The organism is Pseudophaeobacter sp. (assembly GCF_048267565.1).
Taxonomy (GTDB): domain Bacteria; phylum Pseudomonadota; class Alphaproteobacteria; order Rhodobacterales; family Rhodobacteraceae; genus Pseudophaeobacter; species Pseudophaeobacter profundi.
The window spans coordinates 53,160-74,324 of the sequence record NZ_JBLWXG010000008.1; the positions used below are offsets into that span (position 1 = coordinate 53,160).

The following is a 21,165-nucleotide window of genomic DNA, read 5'->3' on the forward strand; positions in this document are numbered from 1 at the left end:
CTTACGCGCTGTCAGAGGTCAACGACATTTCAAGCAGCACCGAAGAGAGACATTTGCCATGCGCATCCAGTGCCAGGGATCTTGTGACCCCGCCTTTCAGGGCACCTTTAAGGACAAAATTCATGGCGCAAAGCTGCGGCAACACATAGCGTGACACTGCGCTGGTCGGCTGATTGAGATAGGCGGCGACACGTTCGGCTGAAATCTCGGCAAGCAAACGATCAAAATCCTCTGCGCGGTAGGCGATAATGGATATATTGGAGGTATCCCCTTTATCCCCGGTTCGGCCGTGCGCAAGTTCATGCAGCTTCATGGTTCACTCCCAAGATATCAGCGCGCAATTGAACACGATGCGAAGGCATCAATGTCGAGGCAATGGCGATGATTTCCCGCACTGATTTCGAAACGCCCCCCCCTGCTGCCGGGCCGCATAGGTAGAGCGATTCCACCTCTTCGCCGATCGAACGGGCGGTGGCGGCACTGGTGCAGCGCGCGGTATAGCGCAGGCGCATGTCTTCTTCGCTGCCGATCAGGTGGCCAAGGCGTTCGTCGATGTCCGATGCGGTCAGGCGCTGATCCAGAATGAACCTCGCCAGATCGGCGCGGGCGCGGGCATTGCTTCCCATGTACGAAATTTGCCCCTCGCCTTGCCAGCCATCCCGGTAGGCAACCGAAACCTTGAGCTGCCCGGTCGGGGGCTGGCCCGTTGCACCGCGTACCGCCACGCGATCCTTGCCAACGGCTTCGAAGGTCACTTTCGAGAAATCCGCCACGACATCCGGCTGCAGATAGCGCGCCGGATCATGGATTTCATAAAGCAGCTGTTCAGTACAGGTGGCCGGGGTGACAATCCCGCCGGTATTCGCAAGCTTGGTTACAACTGCGTTGCCATCTGCTGTTACCTCGGCCAAGGGAAAGCCGATATTGGCAAGGTCTGGTACATCCTTGACGCCCGGATCCGCAAAATACCCGCCGGTAATCTGCGCCGAACATTCAAGCAGGTGGCCAATCAATGTACCGCGCCCAAGCTTTTGGTAATCGTCCATCGCCCAGCCAAAGTGATGCACCAAAGGCGCCAGGAACAGTGCAGGATCAGACGCACGCCCGCATATAACAATGTCAGCCCCCTGCTCCAGCGCCGCGACAATGCCGGAAATGCCGATATAGGCATTTGCCGAAACCATGCGTTGCCCCAGCGCCGAGGCGGGTTGCTTGGTTTCGTCAAGGATGAAATCTGCGATCTGATCAGAGACATCGTCCCCCGTCACCATCGCAACTTTCAGTGACAGCCCAAGATCGGCCACAATGGCGCGCGCTTTTTTCGCTGCGGCGCCCGGATTGGCCGCACCCATGTTCGTGATAATCTTGGTGCCGTGTCTTGCACAGCCCGGCAGGGTTGCGCGCAGGCGACGTTCAAGCAGCGGATCATAGCCCGCGTCAGGATCGTCAAGCCGCGCCTTTTGCGCCAGTGCGATGGTGCGTTCGGCCAGACATTCAAAGACCAGAACATCCAGCGCCCCGCGATTTGCAAGATCGGCGGCCGGTTCGATCCGGTCCCCTTGAAATCCCGCGCCACAGCCAATTCTGAAGGGTTTCATGCCAAGACCTCCTTGTGCCTTTGGCCCAGCCTGCGGGCGCCGAAATATACGGCAAGGGCAATGACAGGGGTGATTGGATGGGGCCAGATTGCCAGGGCAATCACAACAAGAAGCAAAGCCGTATCGATCAGCCGGTTTCCGACAAGCGGCGATCCTGTCAGCAGCGTCGGCACCGCAAGCACCAGCACTGCCCCCGCCAGGATCGCTTCCGCTATCGCGGTCGGGCCGCCTTGAAACAACATGCCCGGAAAGAGCAGCAGCAGGAAGGGCACAAGATAGGTCACCGCGCCAAGGCGCACAGCGTGCCCCGCAGCCGGGAGCCAGTTGGTGTTTGCGATGCCAGCCCCAACAAAGACTGCCACACAGACAGGGGGCGTGATGACGGAAATCGTGGCGAAATAGAACACAAAGAGATGGGCCGCCAAGGGGTCAACACCCACGGCTGTCATGGCGGGTGCCAGCACGGCTGCAACCAGAACATAGGCGGCGGTGGTCGGCAGGCCCATGCCCATGATCAGGCAGACAAAACCCACGATTACCGCAACCATCGGCACGCTGTCGCCCGCCATCGACACGATCAGGGATGACAGGGTCACGCCGATGCCCGTCAGGTTGATCATCGACACCAGCACCTGCGCACCCGCCAAGAGCACGCCGATGATGACCATGCCTTTTCCGGCGTCTTCCAACCCGTTGATGACCTTGCCGATCATCGCACGCGGGGACAGGCGGCCCGCTTCGGTTGCAATGAATGCGATCAACAGCCCAATGACACCATAAAACGCGGCGGTGGCAATCGACCGGCCAAGCCAGATACCAATGCCAAGCCCACCCAGCGCACAAAGGATCGGTGCCACGCGACGCGGCGACAGGATGGTGGCCCAGGCAGGCAGCTCGTCTTCGGGCACAACCGCAAGGCCACGGCGCAGGGCGACAAAATGCACGGTAACAAAGACCGAGGCATAGAACAGGACAGCCGGAATGATCGCCCCAAGGATAATTGTGGTGTAGGGAAGGCCCAGAATTTCCGCCATGACGAAGGCCGCAGCCCCCATGATTGGCGGCGCGATCTGCCCCCCTGTCGACGCCACGGCCTCTACTGCGGCTGCGAAGGGCCGCGGATAGCCAAGCCGGATCATCATCGGAATGGTAAAGTTGCCCGTGGTCGCGACATTTGCCACCGCCGAGCCAGAGATCATCCCGAACAGGCCACTTGCAATGGTTGCGATCTTGGCCGCCCCACCGGGCTGACGGCCGCCAAGGCGCATGGCAAGATCCATGAAGGCCTGCCCACCCCCGGTATGCAGCAAAAGCGCCCCGAACAGGACGAAGGCGGCGATGACCGTTGCCGCCACCCCCGTCAACATGCCCCAGATCCCAAGATCCCCAAGAAAGATCGTCTCGGTCACAAAGGCCGTATCAAAACCGCGATGACGCAGGGCACCAGGCAGCAAATTGCCAAACAGAGCATAGCCCAGCCCCACCAGAACGAGGACCGGAAAGATCAGTCCCACGGTGCGCCGCCCAAGCTCCAGCACCGCCAGCACAAGCCCTGCAGTCAGCACTTTGTCTATGGTTGTGGCCCAGGGCAGCGAGGTCATTATTTCGTCGTAGTTCCAAACGACATAACCACAAGCGATCAGCACAAGGCTGCAAAGCGCAAGATCAATTGCCACACCAATCGGACGCCAGCGGGTACCAGCGCCCAACGGGTAAAGCGCGAAACCCAAAGAGGACACCAACGCGAGGAAAAGCGCGCGCTGGATCAGCCCTTCGAACGGACCGCTTGCCGCTGTGTAGAAAACGAAGGCTCCTACCAATATGGCAAGCCCTTTTTGAATATTCGCAAGGGTCATATCACTTGGCCATCAACTTGGCAGGAAGCTCCATGCCCTGTTCTTCGAACCAGCGCGCGGCCCCCGGATGCAACGGCACGGTGCCATAATCCAAAGTCATCTGGGCCAGGTTCGCCCCCGCAAGCGCAGCCATGGCATTGGCCTGTGCGGTCTTGTCGGCCATGATGACAGAAACAATTTGATAAGCCGTTTCGTCGTCCATTGATGCAGGCGCAGCGACCCCAACCCCAAAGGCCCAGGTGCTATACGCAGGGATACCATCAGCAGCGCCTGCTGGAATATCCACGACGGAAATATCCGGCATATCTGCCCGCAGGGTTTCAGCCTGTTCCGGGCTCAAGCCAAGAACCGAAATATCTGTCGAAACTGCGATATCCATGGTGGACCCGTCAAGCTTTGGACCCGAACCCGATTTGACATAGCCCACAAGGCGGTTGTCCTTGATTGCGCCGACAATATCGGTTGTCGAGCCGCGCACGTAATCGGCGCTGAGATCAAGCGCTTTGAACACGGCTTCGGTTGTCGCTTCGGTCGATCCACCCTTGATGCCAGGGTTGAACCGCTTTCCTGCCAGCCCCTCCAGGTTATCGACATCAGCATCGGCGCGAACGACGACGTTTTGCGGCGCGTTGGTGTACACCCACAGCAGGCGCAGGTCTTGCGCATTGCCTTCAAAGGCGTTGGTGCCCGATACGGCGTGCTGCACGGCATTTGTCGTCACCAGGCCAAGGTCAATCTGTCCGCGACCCATGCGGCGGATGTTGTCCAGCGTCGCGCCTGTTTCAACCACAGAGGCTTTCAGCCCTTCGGTGTTTTCATTGATCAGTTGGCCTACTGCAACAAAATATCCGTAGTGGCTCGACGATGCCGAGGTAGAGCCGATCAGCAGGTCAGTTTCCTGCGCGGCCAGTGGCGATGCCAGCAAAGTTGCGCCAAAAAGCGCGGCGATTTTGTGTTTCATGAGTTCCTCCCTTGGATGCCCTATGGGGGCCAGGCGATCATGCAATGAATTACCTGTTGCGAAAATGGCTGATTCTGGAATAATTGATGCATGAAACGCAACAATATGTCTTTGTCTGACTACACTGCGGTGCTGACACTGCAAGAAACCGGATCCTTCCGCGCCGCCGCCGAGACGCTTCGCATATCGCCATCTGCGCTCTCTCGCCACATTTCGGCGCTTGAGGATCAGCTCGGCACCCGCCTTTTTGACCGGGATACCCGCAATGTCAGGCTGACCACCAGCGGCGCTGTGCTTGCCCGTATCGCAGCGCGTATGGTTCACACCGCCCAGGATGCCTATGCAGAATTCGACGCGCACCTTTCGGCGCGGCATGGGCAGCTGACCATTGCCGGGCTGCCCTCTGTCACGGCGGCCTTTTTACCCCAGGTCCTGCGCCGTTTTACATCGAAGTATCCGGACATCGACCTGAAAATCATTGATGCGCTATCTGAAAGCGTGATCGAGGTTATTGAAACCGGGCGCGCAGAAATCGGCTTTACTGCGGGAACGCTGTCAACACGGTCTCGGCTCGCGTTTCAGCCAGTGATGGATGATGCCTTTGTTGCGATTGGGGCACCCGATGGGCCGCTTGCGGAAGACCGGACATACGATTGGTCGGAACTGGTAGAGATGCCGTTCATCGCAATGGCACAGGGCACATCCGTACGTGAATTGCTGGACAGCGCCTGCCTTCGACTGAACCGGCCGCTGTCGCCGCGGTTTGAGGTCGCGCATCTTGCAACGGCCGGTGCATTGGTGGCCGAGGGGTTGGGCATTACGGCGCTGCCGGAATTGACACTACCGATTTTGCCGACCGAACGCCTTGTCCAGCGATCCATCATCGGTTTCGGGGCCCGGCGGCGGATCGGACTGGTGCGTCAAACCGGGCGATCCCTCTCACCGGCAGCCAGTGCATTTCTAGAGGTCTTGTTGGAAACGCCTGTCAACACCAAGCCATTGCCTGTCGGCGGTTCGGACAAAGGGACCGACTGAACAGATCATATCCGGGTCTTTTCCCGGCGGGCACAACACCAGCGAAATCTTTGACCGCTGCCTTGCCCGTTTCACGGCACAGCGGCATGTTCAGGGGGAGATCGTTTGTAAGTCTCTTGTAAGGCTCGCCCTCCATTGAAGCGCAAATCGCAGCACAACAATGGAGTTTGATATGCGTCTTCTTGCACTGGTCGCCGGGATTGCCGTCGCCTTGGCCGCACCTGTTCACGCCCTCTCGGTCCCCTCAAATGGAAAACTGGCCTTTGACGTCATGCGCAAAGGCAAGGATATTGGCGATCACAGCTACAGTTTTTCCGGTGGCGGCGGCGCACTGACTGTGAAGGTGGCGACGGACATTGTGGTAAAGGTGCCTTTGATCAGAACCACCGCCTATAGCTTCAAACACACCAGTGTAGAGAGGTGGAAAGGCGGCAAGTTGCAGGAACTGAGTTCAGCAACAAATGATGATGGCGCGCCTCACAGCTTGCAAACTGCGAACAAGGGGGCTTTGCCCGCCAGCCTTTGGAACGATGATATCCTGCGCAGCAGCAAGCTGATGAACACCATTGATGGCAAGATCATGACGGTACGTGTCGCCGATCTGGGCGCAGACACCGTAGAAACCAAAGCGGGGAGTGTCCCGGCACATCACTACCGCGTGTCCGGCGATCTGGCGCGTGACCTTTGGTATGACGCTGACGGCATCCTTGCACAGGTCGCGTTCAAGGCGGATGATGGGTCAACGGTTATATACATTCGGAAATAGGGCGATCTAATAAATGCGGCTTCTATATATCGAAGACAACGACAAACTGGCGCTCAACACGAGCGCCAGTTTGCGTGATGCAGGTTTCGTCGTCGACCTGGTCCACACAGCAGACGATGCCCTGCATGCAGCCAGGAGCTTTGACTATGACGCGGTTATTCTGGACCTCGGCTTGCCGGACCGCGATGGCCTGGAATTGCTGCCACAGATCAAACAGATCAATCCGCAATTGCCTGTGATCATCTGCACCGCGCGGGATGCATTGGAGGATCGCATCAAGGGGCTGAATACAGGCTCTGACGACTATCTGGTCAAACCCTTTGCGGTTGCCGAACTTATCGCGCGCATTAGCGCCGTGCTGCGTCGCCCCGGTGGGGCGCTTGGGGTGACCCTGACATGTGGGAACGTGACCTTTGAAACCGCAGATCGGTCACTGGCGATTGCGGGCACGACCTGCGCCTTCTCCAGACGCGAGCTTGCATTGCTGGAGCTGTTCCTGCGCCGCTCCGATAGGGTCATCACCAAAGACGCCATTGAAAACGCGCTTTATGGTTTTGATGATGCGGCGACGCCCAATGCAATTGAGGTCCTGACCCACCGGGTCCGCAAAAAGCTGGCCGAAAAGGGGGCCTCTATCGAAATCAACAATCTGCGTGGCATCGGCTACGTCCTCAAGGAACGTCTGGCATGAGCCTGTGGGCGTTTCTATTCGGGCCACAAAGATCGTTGAAACGCGGGCTGCTGCTGAACATCATGGCGGCGTTGATCCTGTGTTTGCTCCTCGCCGGTTTGGTACTGATCAAAGAGTTCAAAGAACACCTCGAAGAGAACCTCCGGGAGGCAATGATCGAAGAAGCCAGGGAGGTCATCGGCCAGATCGACCCAACCAGCGCAAGTTTTGGGCTGAACCCCGACGCCTTGCGGTTTAGGGGGATCAACGGGAACTTTCGCTATACTGTCTTTACCGGAGGTGGCAGCCCCGTTGTCGGGGCAGAAGCATCGGATAGAATCTGGCAGCAACTCGCAGCACTGGAACTGGGCAAACCGCGCGCGGTCACGTTACCGGGTGAACGCGTCGGCCTGGGTCTGCGGGCGATCATCATGGAACAGGACATATTTGTTCTGGTCTCGACCTATCCCAAGGGAAACAACGAGACCCAATTTTCCAAACTGCTGCACGAAATCGAAGAAGAGATCTGGTGGGGTGCCCTTGGCGTCCTGATGGTGATTACGGCAGCCTTGTTGGCAACCCGCAGATCACTGGCGCCGCTGCGCGCCCTGTCAGAACAGGCACGCGAGATTGGTCCGCTTGCCGCCAGCCGCCGACTTGATGCCGACCGGCTGCCCGCTGAATTTGTTCCACTGGTCGCAGATGTAAACAAGGCCTTTGACCGCCTGGAACAGGGATACAAGGCGCAGCGGGATTTCTCGTCGAATGTAGCACATGAAATCCGCACACCGATTGCAGTGCTCAGGTCCAGCATTGACCGGATCGAGGACGCGGCACTCAAACAAACATTGTCACAGGACGCAGACCAGATCGACCGAATCTTCAGTCAGCTGATTGATCTGGCGCGGGCCGATTCCGCCCCTCTGACCGGTTTTGGAACTGTGGATTTGCACACCGTTGCCGTCGAAACCGCAAAGAACTATGTGCAGGATGCCCTGCGCGCGGGGCGCAGTTTGTCCGTCACCGGTGCCGAACAGGCAGAGGTCGTCGGCAACGCCGGCCTCTTGGCCATTGCGCTTGGCAATCTCATCGCGAATGCCCTGCACTACACGGCTGTACACAGCGAAGTGGAAATAGAGATCTTGTCAAACCCGGCCGGCTGGCGGGTCCTGGACCGGGGACCGGGCGTGCCGGACCCGCTAAAAACAGCCCTGTTTGAGCGGTTCAACCGTGGCATCCAACCCCATGCGACAGAGAGCGGATCGGGAATAGGGCTGGCCATCGTCAAATCCGTGGCAGACTGCCATAACGCAACGGTCAGCATTGCAGACCGTACCGGCGGCGGCAGTGTTTTCTCCTTTATCTTTAATTCTGATCCCTAGGCCCTTGCTGTAAGTCTCATGTAAGTCAGGCGCGCGATGCTGCCTCAACACGTCAAAACAAGGCACGTTGAGGTCGCAAATGAAAATCGAGTTTCTGAGTGGTGATTGCCCCGAGCGCGCGGCAATCCAAAATCACATCACGAATATTTACTGGAACGCCTTTGGCGCAAGAGTTCGCGAATTTGCACCGCTCTTGGTTGCGGCAAAGCGCATGGATGGCGAAATTCTATGCGCTGCGGGTATTCGTACCGCACGGGACGGGTTCTTTTCCGATGCATATCTAGCGTCGGATTTTTCAACATCCTTGAAAAGCGCCGCAAACATCCATGTGCCTGCCGACCAGATCATGGAAGTCGTCTCTCTCGCATCCACAACACCGTTTCCAATTCTGCCGATGCTGGACAGAATGATCAGCTGGGGGCGCGACAATGGCATGACCTGTGGTGTCTTCACGGCCACCACGCCGCTGCGCCGTTTGTTGCGCAGAACCGGGCTTGGATATGTTGAACTGGCACAGGCACGGGCTTGCATGGTGGACAATCCGCTGGATTGGGGCAGCTATTATGACACCGATCCAAGAGTATGCGCATTTAGTGAGGTGTTGTCTCAGCCGGTTGTGCTGTCCCCGCGCGCACGCGCCGTGTCAGCCGTGCAAATCGCGGCAGAGGCCGCGCGATGAAACAAGTCTTTGATGCGTTACATCACCACGCGGCCACCCGCCCGCAAGAGATTGCTTTTGAAGACGACGCAGGCCGTATCAGCTGGCAAGACCTCGCCACCCGAGTGGAACATCTGGCCCGCGATCTAGAGACCATCGACAGCAGTGTGGCGATAGGTCTGGCTGGCGGTATCGACTATGTGGTGGCCGATCTTGCAGCGACGCTTTGCGGCAAACGACAGGTCCCTTTGCCGTTCTTTTTCAGTGCTGACCAAAACGCGCATATCCTGATGGATGCCAAGGTCGGCACCGTTATCACAACCTCCCCTGACCTTTTTGCCGCCCTGCCGCATCTCAAGATCGTAGACGCGTCGACCACCCCATCGGAACCGCTGGAGCTTCGGCCTTATACGGGCGGGGCAGAGCGGGTCATTTACACCTCCGGCTCTTCCGGCACGCCCAAGGGCGTCGTGCTGGGCGACCGCCAGTTGGGTGCCTCTATCACTGCGCTCAGTCGCGTCATCGCCGCCAATGCAACGGATACGCATCTTTCCCTCCTCCCCCTGGCCCAGCTGCTGGAACAAATCTGCGGGATCTTCCTGCCCATCGTCGCCGGTGCCAAAACCGTGTTCCGGCATACGGCGACCAGATCCCTCTTCGGCGCGCCAATTGCCCCCCTGGTCGCAGCCTTTGACGACATTCGCCCCACCACAAGCCTTTTGGCCCCCGCGCTTCTGGGCCGGTGGGTCACGGCCCTGGCTGACCGCCACGCCCCCGACAGCCTGCGTTTCGTCGCCGTGGGCGGGGCTGCCTGCGCACCTGATCTGATCAACAAGGCCCTGGCCGCAGGCATCCCGGTTCACGAAGGCTACGGGCTATCGGAATGCTGTGCCGTCGTGGCCATGAACACCCCTGGCGACAATCACCCCGGAACGGTAGGGCCCGTATTAAAGGGGCTCAACGTGAGCTTGGACAACGGTGAAATCGTTGTCTCTGGCCCCACGGTCATGGCGGGCTATCTCAACGGTGCCGCTGCGCCGGACCTGTGGCGCACAGGCGATCTGGGCCATTTTGATGGGGAACGACTGGTCATAGATGGACGCAAGGACGCCCTTTTGATTACCGGCGAGGGGCGCAACATATCGCCTGAATGGATTGAACAGCGCATCAACGCCGATCCGCGTATCGTCAGCTCCGGGCTGGGATTGCGCAGGTCAGACGATGCCCTGGTCTTGATCGTGGTGGCTGCGGCCCCGATCGAGCTGGCGCAGATTGATAGCTACCTCAGGGACCTGCCGCCCTATGCGCGCCCAAGTGACGTCATCATCACCGATCCGTGCGAACCGCGGCTGCTTTTCCCGGCAGGAACGCCAAACCGGTCTGTCGTTGCAGAAATCATCAATTCCCGCAGTGCCCTTGCCCTGCCCAATCCCGCAGGAAGGATCGCATCATGACGCGTGCAAATACTGTTCTCATCACCGGTGCAGGCAGCGGCATTGGCCGGGCACTGGCCATTCAGGCCGCGACCAAAGGCTTTGCGCTGATCCTTGCTGGCCGCACATCCGCAACATTGGACCAGACCAAGCTCGCCTGTGGCGATGCCGATGTACGCTGCATCCCGGCGGATGTAACCACGGCAAAGGGACGCGCCGCGCTGGTTCAGGCGACAAAGGGCGGGCTGGACATTCTGATCAACAATGCAGGTGTGCTTAGCGTTGGCCACATCGCCGATATGGCCGACGCAGACCTTGAGCGGATGACCACGACCAACCTTGTGGCACCGATGGCCCTGACCCGCGATCTGCTGCCCGCCCTGCACCACAGCAAAGGCCGCATTGTCAACATCGGTTCTGTTTTTGGTGACATCGCCTATCCCTTCTTTGCCGGCTACTCGGCCACGAAATTCGGCCTGCGCGGGTTTTCGGACGCGCTACGGCGAGAGCTGTCAGGCACCGGCGTTGGCCTGACCTATATTGCGCCGCGCGCCACCCGAACCGCCGCAGAAGGCGCATTCAGCGCATTGATCGAACCGCTGGACATGACGCTCGACTCTGCCGAAACGGTCGCCGCGCAGGCATGGGATGCCATCCTGAAAGGCAAACGCGAAAGTTTCCCAAAAGGCAAGGAAAGCATCTTTGTCAAAGTGCAGCGCGTGTTGCCCGCTTTGGTTGATAGATCGGTCGGCGCGCAGGCCCGCGATCCCAAAACGCTGGCGGCGCTTGAGCCGCTGCAACGTCCGTAACCTACAAAATCCACAGGATTCCCCATGACCTATAATATTATCCGTGCCGCCGAAGCTGGCGAAACCTCTGTCACGCCCGCCATCCTTGCGCAGATCAAGGGCCATTTGCAGTCGGACGGCTGGACCCTGCTGCGCGGTTTTCCCATGGATATGGCCACGTTCAGCGCCGTCACCTCGCAGCTGTGCAAGACTATCACCTTTGATCCTGCGCGCGAAAATTCAGACAAGAACACGCAAAAGGTAGACGCAGGTCTGGGCCCCATTGGCCTGCATATCGAAAACGGCAACACACCCGTTTGCCCGGACATGGTTGCCTTCTACAGCGCTCGGGCCGCTTTTGAGGGATCCCAGACCACAATTTGCGACGGCCGCCGTGTTTTTGATGCGTTTTCAGATGCGCAGCAGCAGCGTTGGTCACAGCGCATGATGGTCACCCGTACATTGCCTGAAACCTTGTGGAAACGGTATCTTGCAAACGAACACCCAGCCATCAGCGCCCCCGAAGAGGTCACGCATGAACATATCCTGCAGTTCAAATCAGCGATCCCGGATCAGGATTTCACGCTCAATAACGACGGATCGCTGGAGTACCGCATCAAGGTCTCGCCGGTGCGGGCCTCTGCCTTGTCGGGGGGACAGGCCTTTGCCAACGCGATTCTTGGCCCGTCGCATAACTATGAGCCCCCCGTCTACACACTGGACGACGGCAGCACCGTTGCGAAGGATGAAATCGAAGAGCTGGGCGAGATCGCCGAGACCTGCACTGTCGAGATCAACTGGCAGGACGGCGATGTCGCCATTATCGACAATACCCGTGTCATGCACGGCCGCCGCGCGATCAAAGATCAAGAGCGGCAATTGTTCATCGGTATGGGCAGGCTATAAGGGGCTTTCAGGCCCCATGAATTTGCGATGTTCTGGTTTCGCTGCCAGGCTCGACCAGCCTGCCCCTCGGCCTGGAACTGCGCGCCCCGGTTGCGATTGGAACACAGGCGCAACCAAGCCCTGCCCTTGCGGCCAGTGCGCCCAGCCGTTGAGCGGGCAAAAAAGTGGATATTTAGGGCCAAATGAAGCAGGGGCAGAGTATTTCGTTCAGCCGTTTTCGCGCAGGATATGGCCCGCAAGGTAAAGAGAACCGCAAATCAGCACCCGCGCCTGCGGGGCCTGGTGCAGGATCTGCGCCAGGGCGGCGGCGGTGTTTTCTGCGCAGTTGGCGGGCAGGCCAACCGACACGGCGGCGGCCTGGGTTTCGCTGGCCGTCAGTGTGTTGACCTCATCCGGGATGGAGACCGCCGTCAGGCTCTCGGCCTGGATTGCCAGCGGGGCCAGATATCCGGTCACATCCTTGGTGTTGAGCATGCCGCAGATCAGGTGGGTCGGTCGTTTGGGCAAGGCTGCGAGGGCCTCTGCCAGGGCGCTACCGGCGGCAGCGTTATGGCCGCCGTCCAGCCAGAGTTCGGCCTGCCCGGCCGCCGCAACCAGCGGGCCGGTTTTCAACCGCTGCATCCGGGCCGGCCATTCCGCCTGAAGCATGGCCGCTTCGCAGGCGGTTTCATCAGCACCCAGGTGGCGCAGCGCCGCCAGGGCCGCGCCTGCGTTCTGCACCTGATGTGCGCCCAGAAGCGCGGGCATTGGCAGATCCAGCAGGCCGCGCTCATCCTGATACACCAGGCGGCCGCGTTCTTCACTGACATGCCACTGCTGTCCAAAGGCCAGGACCGGCGCGCCAAGCTGCGCCGCCCTGGCTTCGATGACCTCCAGGGCCTCTTCGGGTTGTGGGCCCACCACCACCGGCACGCCGCGCTTGATGATGCCAGCCTTCTCAAAGGCGATCTTGGCCAGGGTATTGCCCAGGAACTGTTCATGGTCGATCGAGATCGGCGTGATCACCGTGAGTTCTGGCTTGGCGATGACATTGGTGGCATCCAGCCGCCCGCCAAGGCCGACCTCCAGCAGGGTATAATCCGCCGGGGTGCGGGCAAAGGCGAGCAGCCCGGCCACGGTGGTGATTTCAAAATAGGTGATGCTTTCCCCGCCGTTGGTGGCGTAACACTCATCAAGAATTTCGCTGAGATGCGGTTCGGATATCAGCTCTCCGGCCAGGCGGATGCGTTCATGGAACCGCGCCAGATGCGGCGAGGTATAGGCGTGGACAGATTTCCCCCAGCCTTCAAGCCCGGCGCGAATCATCGCCTGGGTTGACCCCTTGCCATTGGTTCCCGCCAGGTGGATCACCGGCGGCAGGCTGTCCTGCGGGTTGTCCAGCCGCGCCAGCAGCTGCCAGACCCGATCCAGCGTCAGATCGATAATCTTTGGATGCAGCGCCAGCATGCGGGCGAGGATGACGTCGGATTTGGGCTGGGACATGAAGCATACTCAACTGGCAGCGGGTCAACAAAGACAGGGATCAGATAAACGACAAACGGCCCACCCTGGTAAAAGGCGGGCCGCATCACAAAAGCCTAGCGCATTCAGCCGTCCGATGGGGCGGGTGGAGCGGCATCCGGGGACTCAAGAGCGGCGGTTTCGCCTTCGCTCGGGGCGGGCAGATCCCCCACCACCTGTGGTGGCAGCCCCATCAGCATGCGGATGATGGTGATCAGTTCATCGCGCATCTCGGTACGCGGGATCACCCGGTCCAGCATGCCGTGGTCCAGCAGGTATTCCGCCCGTTGAAAGCCCTCGGGCAGTTTTTCGCGGATGGTCTGTTCGATCACCCGCGGCCCGGCAAAGCAGATCAGCGCATTGGGTTCGGAAATATGCACATCGCCCAACATCGCATAGGATGCCGTCACGCCGCCGGTGGTGGGGTGGGTCAGCACAACGATATAGGGCAGGTTCGCCTCTTTCAGCATCTGCACCGCAACGGTGGTACGCGGCATCTGCATCAGCGACAGGATGCCTTCCTGCATGCGGGCCCCCCCAGCGGCTGCAAAGAGCACCAGCGGGCGGCCAAGCTTCACGGCCTCTTCGGCGGCGGCGATAATCGCATTGCCGACATACATCCCCATGGAGCCGGCCATAAAGGAAAAGTCCTGCGCTGCGGCGATGATCGGCGTGCGGCCAATTTCACCCGCCGCGACCAGCATGGCCTCTTTTTCATCGGTCTTTTTCTGCGCCGCCTTCATGCGGTCGGGATATTTTTTCTGATCCCGGAATTTCAGCGGATCCGCAATCGGTTCCGGCACCGAGACCTCGGTGAAGACACCGCCATCAAACAGCGCGGTGAAACGATCACGCGGCGTGATATGCATGTGGTGACCGCAGTTGGTGCAGACGTTTTGATTGTCGCTCAGTTCGCGGTGAAACAGCATGGTGCCGCATTCACTGCATTTGTGCCAAAGGTTCTCAGGCACTTCGCGGCGCGAAAAGATCGAATTGATCCTTGGGCGAACGTAATTGGTGATCCAGTTCATATCATGCCTCTATCGGGGGGCCGGTTTGGCATCCCAGATAAGGTGCATTGACGCGAATTGCAATCAGCGCCGTATCGCCAACCGCGCCACCAGCCAGGCCACCAGCATGGTCGCGCAGTCCACCATCAGCCAGGGCCGCAACCCTGCCACATCCGACAGATCATAGGGCAGCAGGTAAAGCCCCAGCCCGTTCAGGCTGCTGGGCGATGCCACAACCAGCAAGGCAACGATATTGTTAAAGAAATGCACCGCAATGGCTGGGCCAAGCGTGCCTGCCCGCGCGGTCAGGTCTGCCGTGACCAAGCCAAAGCCCATGGCCCACAGACACAAGAGCCACGCATTGTCGCCGGCCTCTTGCGGCATGTAATGGGCCAGCCCAAACAGCGCCGAGGGCAGCAGCAGCCAGATCAGCGGGTTTTGAAATCGCGCCGCCAGCGCCTGTTGCAAATAGCCACGAAACACCACTTCTTCGGCGCTGACCTGCACCAGAACCGCCAAAAGCGACAGCGGCAGCAGCCCCAGCCAGAGCGACAGCGCGAGATTGGGCACCAGCGGCGCGCCAAAATCATAAGGCGGCAGTAACAGCACGATGCCAAAGACAATCAGCAACCGCAAAAAAACCCGGGTAAACTGATGCAGCAGAGGCGCCAACGGCCCGACCAGGCTGACAAAAGAGCGCCCCTGCAACAGCCGCCCCGCGACGCCGGCACCCAGCGCCATAAAGCCAAAGGTTACCAGCACCAGCAGCATTGCCGCAGGCGTGCTGCCCTGTACCACCGCCGCCAGATCCGCCGCAGAGCTCAGCTGCAGAACCAGCAAGAAGGCCCCAAGGTTCAGCGCGTAGCTGACCCCTGCAATGATGCCAAGCCCGGCCAGTATCCGCCAGATATGGGATTTCGCCCGCCCCGGTGCCACCAGGGTTTCATGCGCCTGATAAGCGGATTCTGCATTCATATTACATGGCCCTCTGTCTGGGTCTCATTTGTCCGGCGCATCACAAGATCCGGGCTCATCCGCGCCAGACACACCAGAGCCCGAAACGGGAAAGACTGCAACCTCCAGCGGCTCTGCCACCGGAAACCCGGCAAGCCGCACCTGTTTTGCTAGGCCCACCAAATGTCCCGCGACCGTCTCCAGCAACTGGGTAGCGACCTTGGCATCGCTCTCGATCACCGCGCGATATTCCTCGGCGCCGATGCGCAGAAACAGGCAGTCGACCACGGCGCGCAGGTCCATTTCGCGCGGTTGCTGCAAGATCACTGCCAGATCGCCAATCAAGCGGCCCGGCTCGATCACGGTCACCGGCACCGCGCCGATCCCCCCATCACCGCCCGAGGTCTCGGGCCAGAACAGCTCTGCCCGCCCCTCCAGACAGAGATAGACGGCATCGCCGCTTTCGCCTTGGGCAAACACCAGCTCCCCCTGTGCCACCCGGTGCCACTGGGCGGAAAAGGCCAGTAGGCGCTGGTTGCGGGTGTCCAGCTGCGCAAACAGATCGGCGCGGGCAATCACCTCGGCTTTTTGCCGGAAATCCTCTGCCGCCATCCCCTCGGGGCTGGGATCCATCCGCCGTTCAACCCCGTCGATACGGCCATCGCGGATCTCGACAAACAGATCATAGCGCTCTGGGTGGCGGAATTCGTCCTCCATGAAGATCATGGTGCTGGCGGGCAGCAGATCGCGCAGCCGGTCGCGGGTGCGCAGGCGGCTGGCGGAATCATGGCTGGCCAGGGCCCGATCCAGGATCAGGATGTCGGGGCGTTTGATTGCCGCACGGGTAAAGGCTGCACGCTCGCGGAACATCGGATCCAACAACGACCCGCCCAGCCCAGAGGGAAGATCGTAAAGGATCAGGGCCAGCCGTTTGTTCAGCCCCTGTTCGGTCATCACCTCGCTCACCAGGGCTTCGACCTGATGCGCCTTGTTGCCGGCATGGCGCGAGATTTTACCATAGAGCGCGTTTTCCAGCACCGAGAGGCGCGGCACATAGGCCGCCGGATCCAGCGCAACAAACAGCCCGCCAGAACGCGCCCGCAAGGCCGCACCGATGGTGGCGCGAATGTTCAGAATGCGCGCCTTGAACCCATTTGGAAAACCGGGGCCTATCTGCTCGGCCGAGAGCAGGAACGGAATGGTCATCAAACTGGCCCGCGCCGCTTCGCTAAGTCCTTCGGCGGGCACCGGCGACTGGCTTTGCAGGGCGGTATGTTCCTCTACGGCGCTGCACAGACGGGCATAAAGCGCTTCATCCATGCCAAGCCGTTGGAACAGCGGGTGGTCATAGTTGTCGCGGCCAAAGGTCTTGACCAGGATCTCTGCTACGCCAAGACCAATGCCCAGGGTCTCGGTTTCCAGATGTTGGTCCTGGATCACCTGATAAAACAACCGCCCAGGTGCCAGCAGCTCTTCCGGGGGGATGTCTCGTCGGGGGGCGGCAAACAGGATATTGACGGCCAGGGGCACCGCCGGATGAAAGCTGTCAGGATCAAAGTGATGCACCACATCGTCCAGCCCCGCCGCCAGCAGTCGCTGCTTGATCAGTGGCCGCAGCGCCACGATCTGTTGTTCCAGCGCCGGATGGTTGCCGATCTGAAACTGCGTCTTCAGGGTGCGGCGGAACAGCTCTTGATCAACGCCCATGGCCTCTATCAGCTGGAACCACCAGTCGCGCAGATCGCCTTCAGACCCCAGCCCGGCCAGCGCCGGATTGACCCAATCCGCCTCAAGCGGGTCGGCGCTATTGCCTGCGCGCCCTGCCTCGGCGATCTGGCGCTGGGTCCGCACCGAAGGGCGTGGCAACTGCGGGGTCGCCCGCAGCGGCATCAGCACATTATCCCCCAGCGAGCCGTCAAACAGATAGGGCTGCGAATAGGCATAGCCAACCCGCGCCGCAATCACCCCCTGATGCAGCGCCTCCAGCCGGTGCCCGCCCAGCAGAATGGAGCCCCGCGTCGGCAGCACATCGCGGGTCAGCAACTGGGCAAAGGCCCGGCGCTCAGCGTCACTGCTGGCCTGCACCGCCACCCGCGCGCCTTCGGGAATGGTGAGGGAAAGATCTTCCAGCACCATATTGCCATCGCCATCGCGCAGCGACACATTGCGAAACACCACATCGCCGCGCAGATGCGGCAGATCCTCGGGCATGCCCTCGATCAGGGCTGCATCGATCATACCCTTGGGGGCAAAGCGTTCGGTCATGATTGACCAGCGCAGCCCCATGTCCTGCACCTGATTGTAGTAGGTCAACAGCTCTTTCCAGGGGGCTGACAGATCCTTGTAGGCCGCCAGTCCCGCCACCAACGCGCCAACGGTGATTTCACCGCGGATCGCCAGAACCCCACCAGCGGAATAAAACACAAAAGGTGTCATATGGCCGATCAGGTTATTGAGGAACTTCATGAAGTATTTCTTGTTGTAAATCCGGCGGCGGATTTCAAACAAACGCCCCAGCCGATCCGAGATCTGCGCCAGACGAAACCGCCAGCCGCCATTGCCCCGCAGATCAGAGATCCCGGCGGCGGTTTCCCCGATTTCGGCGGCCAGGGCGCGCACCTCCTGGATGCGCTCTTTGTTCAGCAGGTTAATCTGGCGCTGCAATAGCGGGATCAGCCAGGCCTGCAATGGGATCAGCGCGATCGACACCAGCCCGAACCAGACGCTCTGCATGAACAAGAAGACCACGATGGTCAGCATCTGCCCCGCCTGAAACACCGGCTGCGCCAGCGCATCGCCCATCAAGCCGCCCATCGGTTCGCTTTCCGAGGTGATCATCGACACCAGTTCCCCCTGACTGGTGGTGCGGAAATAGGGCTTGGGAAAGCGGATCATCCGGCTGATCAGGCTATAGCGCAGCCGCCGCAGCAACCGTTCCGCCACCACGCCCTTGGCGGTGTTCAGCCGCATCTTCAGCACCCCGGCCACCACAACTGCCGCCAGAAAGCCACAGCACAGCACCAGCAGATAGCCGACCTGGCTCATCTCATGTCCCCAGACCATGACAATGGGTTCCGGCGCGCCGATGGCATCGTTGATGATCCGCTTGGGCAGTTCCAAGGCGGCATAGAGAAAGGGAAAGATCAGCAGCGTCAGCGCCAGAAGCCCCAATTGCTGCCGCTTGGAATAGCGCCAGATAAACAAAAACAGCGTTGATGGCATAGCCGGTCCTTGTGGCATAAAAGCTGCACGGTAGGGTCTTGCACTGGCCACCAGCTTGCCCCGTGCAGCAGAAACTGAGTCACTGTGTCAAAACCTGGCCTGGGTATGCACCATATTGGACAAAAGCAAGGTGATCTAGGTCACGCTTCTGTTCACTTGCGCTGCCGAAAGGGTGGAATTATTGCACCTCCCAGAACAACAGACCCCAGTTCCGGGGCAACAAGGGCTGGCCCGCGTGGCCAGAAGACCAACACAGATGAATGCAATCACGCGACACCGGCCCCCGGAACTGCACACCGGGCTGAATGGGCGCTGGAGACTGTGGCGGACCGCGCAGCGGCGCGCCCCTGGCGGGAGAGCGGCACGCCTTGCCGCCCTTGCCCTTATCGGTGCTCTGTCGGCCTGCGGACCACTGCCAGAAACCGGGTTTTCCTTTGCCGCCCCCAGCACAGGATTTGGCCAGACTTCGCCGCAGGGGGCTGCGCCGGGACAGACGAAAACACAGGTCCGCCTGGCCAAAGGTGCCGTCACCCTGGTGGCCCCCAGGGGACACTGCATTGACCAGGCGACGCTGCGCCAAGATCCCGATGGCGGCTTTGCCCTGCTGCCGCGCTGCAATCTGTTGAAGGGTCCTAGCCTGTTTGGTCGTCACCGCGCCGCCGTGATCACGGCCACCCTGGGCAGGACCAGCCAGAGCGCGCCGCCCTCAACCGCCGAACTGGCGCGCTCTGCCGCGGGGGCGCAGATGTTGTCTTACAATGACAAAGGCCTGTTGCCGCTGATCAAACTGCGCTGGCCCGGCCATGGCGCGATGGGTGTGTCCGCCGCAAGCGCCGATCATTGGCGCGGTGCCTTTGTGATCGGGGATCAGCTGGTGGTGCTGGCGCTTTATGCACCCGAAGGCAGCCCGCTGCTTGGGCGAAACGGCGCGGATCTGTTGACCGAGATGGCCCGGCGCAGCCTCGCCGCCAGCCAGGCAGGGCCCGCCACGGCCGCTCCCGGTGCAACCGCGCCTGCCGCAGCCCCGCAGACGGCATCAGGCCTGCGCCCCAGGGCGCGCCCGACCGCCGCCGCCAGCCCGGCAGCGCAAGAGCCGCCGCAGAAACACCGCCAGCAACAATCAATGCGGCAAAAAATTGCAGGTTTATTTCACCCCGCTGCCCCGGCTAGATTGACAGTGGACTGACAGGCCAGAACAAAGATCCCGATCTGGGGACAGGCACCCGCACAGGCTGGCGGGCAATCAAAGGTAGCGACAGGCGATATGGGCGGTTTATTGAACAGGGTGTTTCACCGGCTGGCGCTGCGCCGCTGGCGGCGCGAAGTGGCGCAGGCCGCAACCATGGCGCTGCCGCAGCTGCGCCAGCAGCGCAATCAGGCGCGCGCCCTGCGTGGCCAGCTGGACCGGCTGATCCATATCGCAGACGGACGCCTGGCCTTGCCGCAGATCGGAACTTCCGCCTTTCCCCGCCCGCATGGCACCGATTGGTCCTGGCGACCAGAGCTCTGGCGCGGGCCGCTGCCTACTCCGGGGCTGTCTTCGGTGCCGTCGAAATCCAGGCTCAGCGATGAGGTCAGCCTGTTCCATGATTGCAGCATTTCCGAACTGACCCTGCGCCAGCTACGCAACAGCCGCGAAGAAGATCTGGCACCTTTTGGCCTGCGCATGGATGTGTTCAAGTTTGACGGCTCTTTCCTGTCGCTGGTGGTGGATCTGCCGCCCGAAGCCTGTACCAACCTTGCCCGGCACCACCTGATCCGCGTCGACACGATCCTGGAGAGCGAAAAGCCGCTGGAGATCTTTGCCCGGCTGAACATTCGCCATGGGCCCAATACCGAACAGCTGGTGCGCGAATTGCCCCTGGGTGAAAAAAACGTCACCGTCGAATATGACCTCGCCTATTCCACCCTGAACGAAAAGCGCATCGAGCGGATCTGGCTGGATCTTATCTTTGAAGCGCCGGACATGAACCAGGTGGTGATCCGCGATCTGACCTTTGCGCGCTACCGTCGCGCCAATATCTGAGGCCCCGAAAGATGAGCAAGCTCACCGTTACCAAGATCCGCTTTCGCAATGGCACCTGGGAAGGCGTGATCACCGGCGCCAACGACACTGGCCTGCCGCCCGATATCCAGGTCCTGTTTCAGGATCGCCCGCTCGACGGGGTGGTGATCAGCGAAGGCAGTACCGATGCTGAATGGAACCTGCACATCACCATTCCGGCAACGGCCATTGCCGATGGGGTGCAGACCTTTGTCATCGCCGAAGGCGGCAGCGGCGGGCAGAAGCTGGACAGCTTTTCCCTGATCGCAGGCGAGGCAGCCGTGGATGATATGCGCGCCGAAATCGAGCTGCTGCGCGCCGAGCTTGACATGCTGAAACGGGCCTTTCGCCGCCACTGTCTGGAAACCACCTAGGCACAACA

At 60.4% G+C, this 21,165-nt stretch carries 19 protein-coding genes; 11 read left to right on the plus strand and 8 right to left on the minus strand.

From position 1 onward, the window contains the following. Window position 1: 1 nt before the first annotated feature. Genes ACN0VH_RS15975 through ACN0VH_RS15990 form a run of 4 tightly spaced genes read right to left on the minus strand, consistent with a single transcriptional unit; the run spans window position 2 to window position 4,415 of the window. Window positions 2–313, minus strand: a complete 312-nt coding sequence (locus tag ACN0VH_RS15975; RefSeq protein ID WP_232401882.1) for an AtuA-related protein — start codon at window positions 311–313, stop codon at window positions 2–4. Then, the gene (locus ACN0VH_RS15980; protein WP_278923942.1) at window positions 300–1,598 is read right to left on the minus strand and encodes an acyclic terpene utilization AtuA family protein; all 1,299 of its coding nucleotides are present in this window, start codon (window positions 1,596–1,598) and stop codon (window positions 300–302) included. The genes ACN0VH_RS15975 and ACN0VH_RS15980 overlap by 14 nt, the downstream gene beginning before the upstream one ends. Further along, window positions 1,595–3,454 carry a TRAP transporter permease gene (locus tag ACN0VH_RS15985; protein WP_417701224.1) on the minus strand — a complete coding sequence of 620 codons (1,860 nt, stop codon included), beginning with the start codon at window positions 3,452–3,454 and terminating at the stop codon, window positions 1,595–1,597. Before ACN0VH_RS15985 ends, ACN0VH_RS15980 begins: the two co-directional genes overlap by 4 nt. Before the next feature lies 1 nt (window position 3,455). Beyond that, on the minus strand, window positions 3,456–4,415 hold the full coding sequence (locus ACN0VH_RS15990) for a TAXI family TRAP transporter solute-binding subunit (RefSeq protein ID WP_417701226.1): 960 nt from the start codon (window positions 4,413–4,415) through the stop codon (window positions 3,456–3,458). Between the two features lie 90 nt (window positions 4,416–4,505). On the opposite strand from ACN0VH_RS15990, the gene ACN0VH_RS15995 reads away from it, so the two are divergent. The 8 genes from ACN0VH_RS15995 (at window position 4,506) to ACN0VH_RS16030 (ending at window position 12,053) form a co-directional block, all read left to right on the plus strand. Next, on the plus strand, window positions 4,506–5,450 hold the full coding sequence (locus tag ACN0VH_RS15995) for a LysR family transcriptional regulator (protein WP_278923939.1): 945 nt from the start codon (window positions 4,506–4,508) through the stop codon (window positions 5,448–5,450). A 172-nt stretch (window positions 5,451–5,622) separates the two neighbouring features. After that, window positions 5,623–6,216, plus strand: a complete 594-nt coding sequence (locus tag ACN0VH_RS16000) for a DUF6134 family protein (protein WP_417701228.1) — start codon at window positions 5,623–5,625, stop codon at window positions 6,214–6,216. A gap of 13 nt (window positions 6,217–6,229) precedes the next feature. Continuing rightward, window positions 6,230–6,907, plus strand: coding sequence for a response regulator transcription factor (locus ACN0VH_RS16005; RefSeq protein WP_278923937.1), 678 nt, complete (start codon window positions 6,230–6,232; stop codon window positions 6,905–6,907). Beyond that, on the plus strand, window positions 6,904–8,268 hold the full coding sequence (locus ACN0VH_RS16010) for an ATP-binding protein (protein ID WP_417701230.1): 1,365 nt from the start codon (window positions 6,904–6,906) through the stop codon (window positions 8,266–8,268). The genes ACN0VH_RS16005 and ACN0VH_RS16010 overlap by 4 nt, the downstream gene beginning before the upstream one ends. A 79-nt stretch (window positions 8,269–8,347) precedes the next feature. Further along, a complete protein-coding gene (locus tag ACN0VH_RS16015) occupies window positions 8,348–8,947 on the plus strand; it encodes a thermostable hemolysin (RefSeq protein ID WP_417701232.1) in 600 nt (199 codons plus the stop codon). Continuing rightward, window positions 8,944–10,380 carry an AMP-binding protein gene (locus ACN0VH_RS16020; protein ID WP_417701233.1) on the plus strand — a complete coding sequence of 479 codons (1,437 nt, stop codon included), beginning with the start codon at window positions 8,944–8,946 and terminating at the stop codon, window positions 10,378–10,380. Before ACN0VH_RS16015 ends, ACN0VH_RS16020 begins: the two co-directional genes overlap by 4 nt. Then, window positions 10,377–11,168, plus strand: a complete 792-nt coding sequence (locus tag ACN0VH_RS16025; protein ID WP_417701235.1) for an SDR family NAD(P)-dependent oxidoreductase — start codon at window positions 10,377–10,379, stop codon at window positions 11,166–11,168. The genes ACN0VH_RS16020 and ACN0VH_RS16025 overlap by 4 nt, the downstream gene beginning before the upstream one ends. Before the next feature lie 24 nt (window positions 11,169–11,192). Then, window positions 11,193–12,053 (plus strand): TauD/TfdA family dioxygenase, encoded by an 861-nt coding sequence (locus tag ACN0VH_RS16030; RefSeq protein ID WP_417701237.1) that lies wholly within the window; start codon window positions 11,193–11,195, stop codon window positions 12,051–12,053. A gap of 207 nt (window positions 12,054–12,260) precedes the next feature. Here ACN0VH_RS16030 and ACN0VH_RS16035 read toward each other — a convergent pair whose 3' ends face one another. The 4 genes from ACN0VH_RS16035 to ACN0VH_RS16050 all read right to left on the minus strand — a co-directional run bounded on the left by ACN0VH_RS16035 (window position 12,261) and on the right by ACN0VH_RS16050 (window position 18,739). Further along, complete coding sequence (locus ACN0VH_RS16035; RefSeq protein ID WP_278923931.1) at window positions 12,261–13,535, minus strand: bifunctional folylpolyglutamate synthase/dihydrofolate synthase; 1,275 nt, start codon at window positions 13,533–13,535, stop codon at window positions 12,261–12,263. A 104-nt stretch (window positions 13,536–13,639) separates the two neighbouring features. Further along, the gene (gene accD, locus ACN0VH_RS16040) at window positions 13,640–14,584 is read right to left on the minus strand and encodes an acetyl-CoA carboxylase, carboxyltransferase subunit beta (protein WP_417701239.1); all 945 of its coding nucleotides are present in this window, start codon (window positions 14,582–14,584) and stop codon (window positions 13,640–13,642) included. A 63-nt stretch (window positions 14,585–14,647) separates the two neighbouring features. Then, window positions 14,648–15,538 (minus strand): CPBP family intramembrane glutamic endopeptidase, encoded by an 891-nt coding sequence (locus tag ACN0VH_RS16045; protein WP_417701241.1) that lies wholly within the window; start codon window positions 15,536–15,538, stop codon window positions 14,648–14,650. A gap of 24 nt (window positions 15,539–15,562) precedes the next feature. Next, window positions 15,563–18,739, minus strand: a complete 3,177-nt coding sequence (locus ACN0VH_RS16050; protein ID WP_417701243.1) for an ABC transporter transmembrane domain-containing protein — start codon at window positions 18,737–18,739, stop codon at window positions 15,563–15,565. 256 nt (window positions 18,740–18,995) lie between these two features. Between ACN0VH_RS16050 and ACN0VH_RS16055 the strand changes: the two genes are divergently transcribed. The 3 genes from ACN0VH_RS16055 (at window position 18,996) to ACN0VH_RS16065 (ending at window position 21,157) form a co-directional block, all read left to right on the plus strand. Further along, the gene (locus ACN0VH_RS16055) at window positions 18,996–19,925 is read left to right on the plus strand and encodes a hypothetical protein (RefSeq protein ID WP_417701245.1); all 930 of its coding nucleotides are present in this window, start codon (window positions 18,996–18,998) and stop codon (window positions 19,923–19,925) included. A 78-nt stretch (window positions 19,926–20,003) separates the two neighbouring features. Beyond that, window positions 20,004–20,765 (plus strand): DUF6478 family protein, encoded by a 762-nt coding sequence (locus ACN0VH_RS16060; protein ID WP_417701247.1) that lies wholly within the window; start codon window positions 20,004–20,006, stop codon window positions 20,763–20,765. Window positions 20,766–20,776: 11 nt separating this feature from the next. After that, the gene (locus ACN0VH_RS16065) at window positions 20,777–21,157 is read left to right on the plus strand and encodes a hypothetical protein (protein WP_278923925.1); all 381 of its coding nucleotides are present in this window, start codon (window positions 20,777–20,779) and stop codon (window positions 21,155–21,157) included. Window positions 21,158–21,165: the final 8 nt, after the last annotated feature.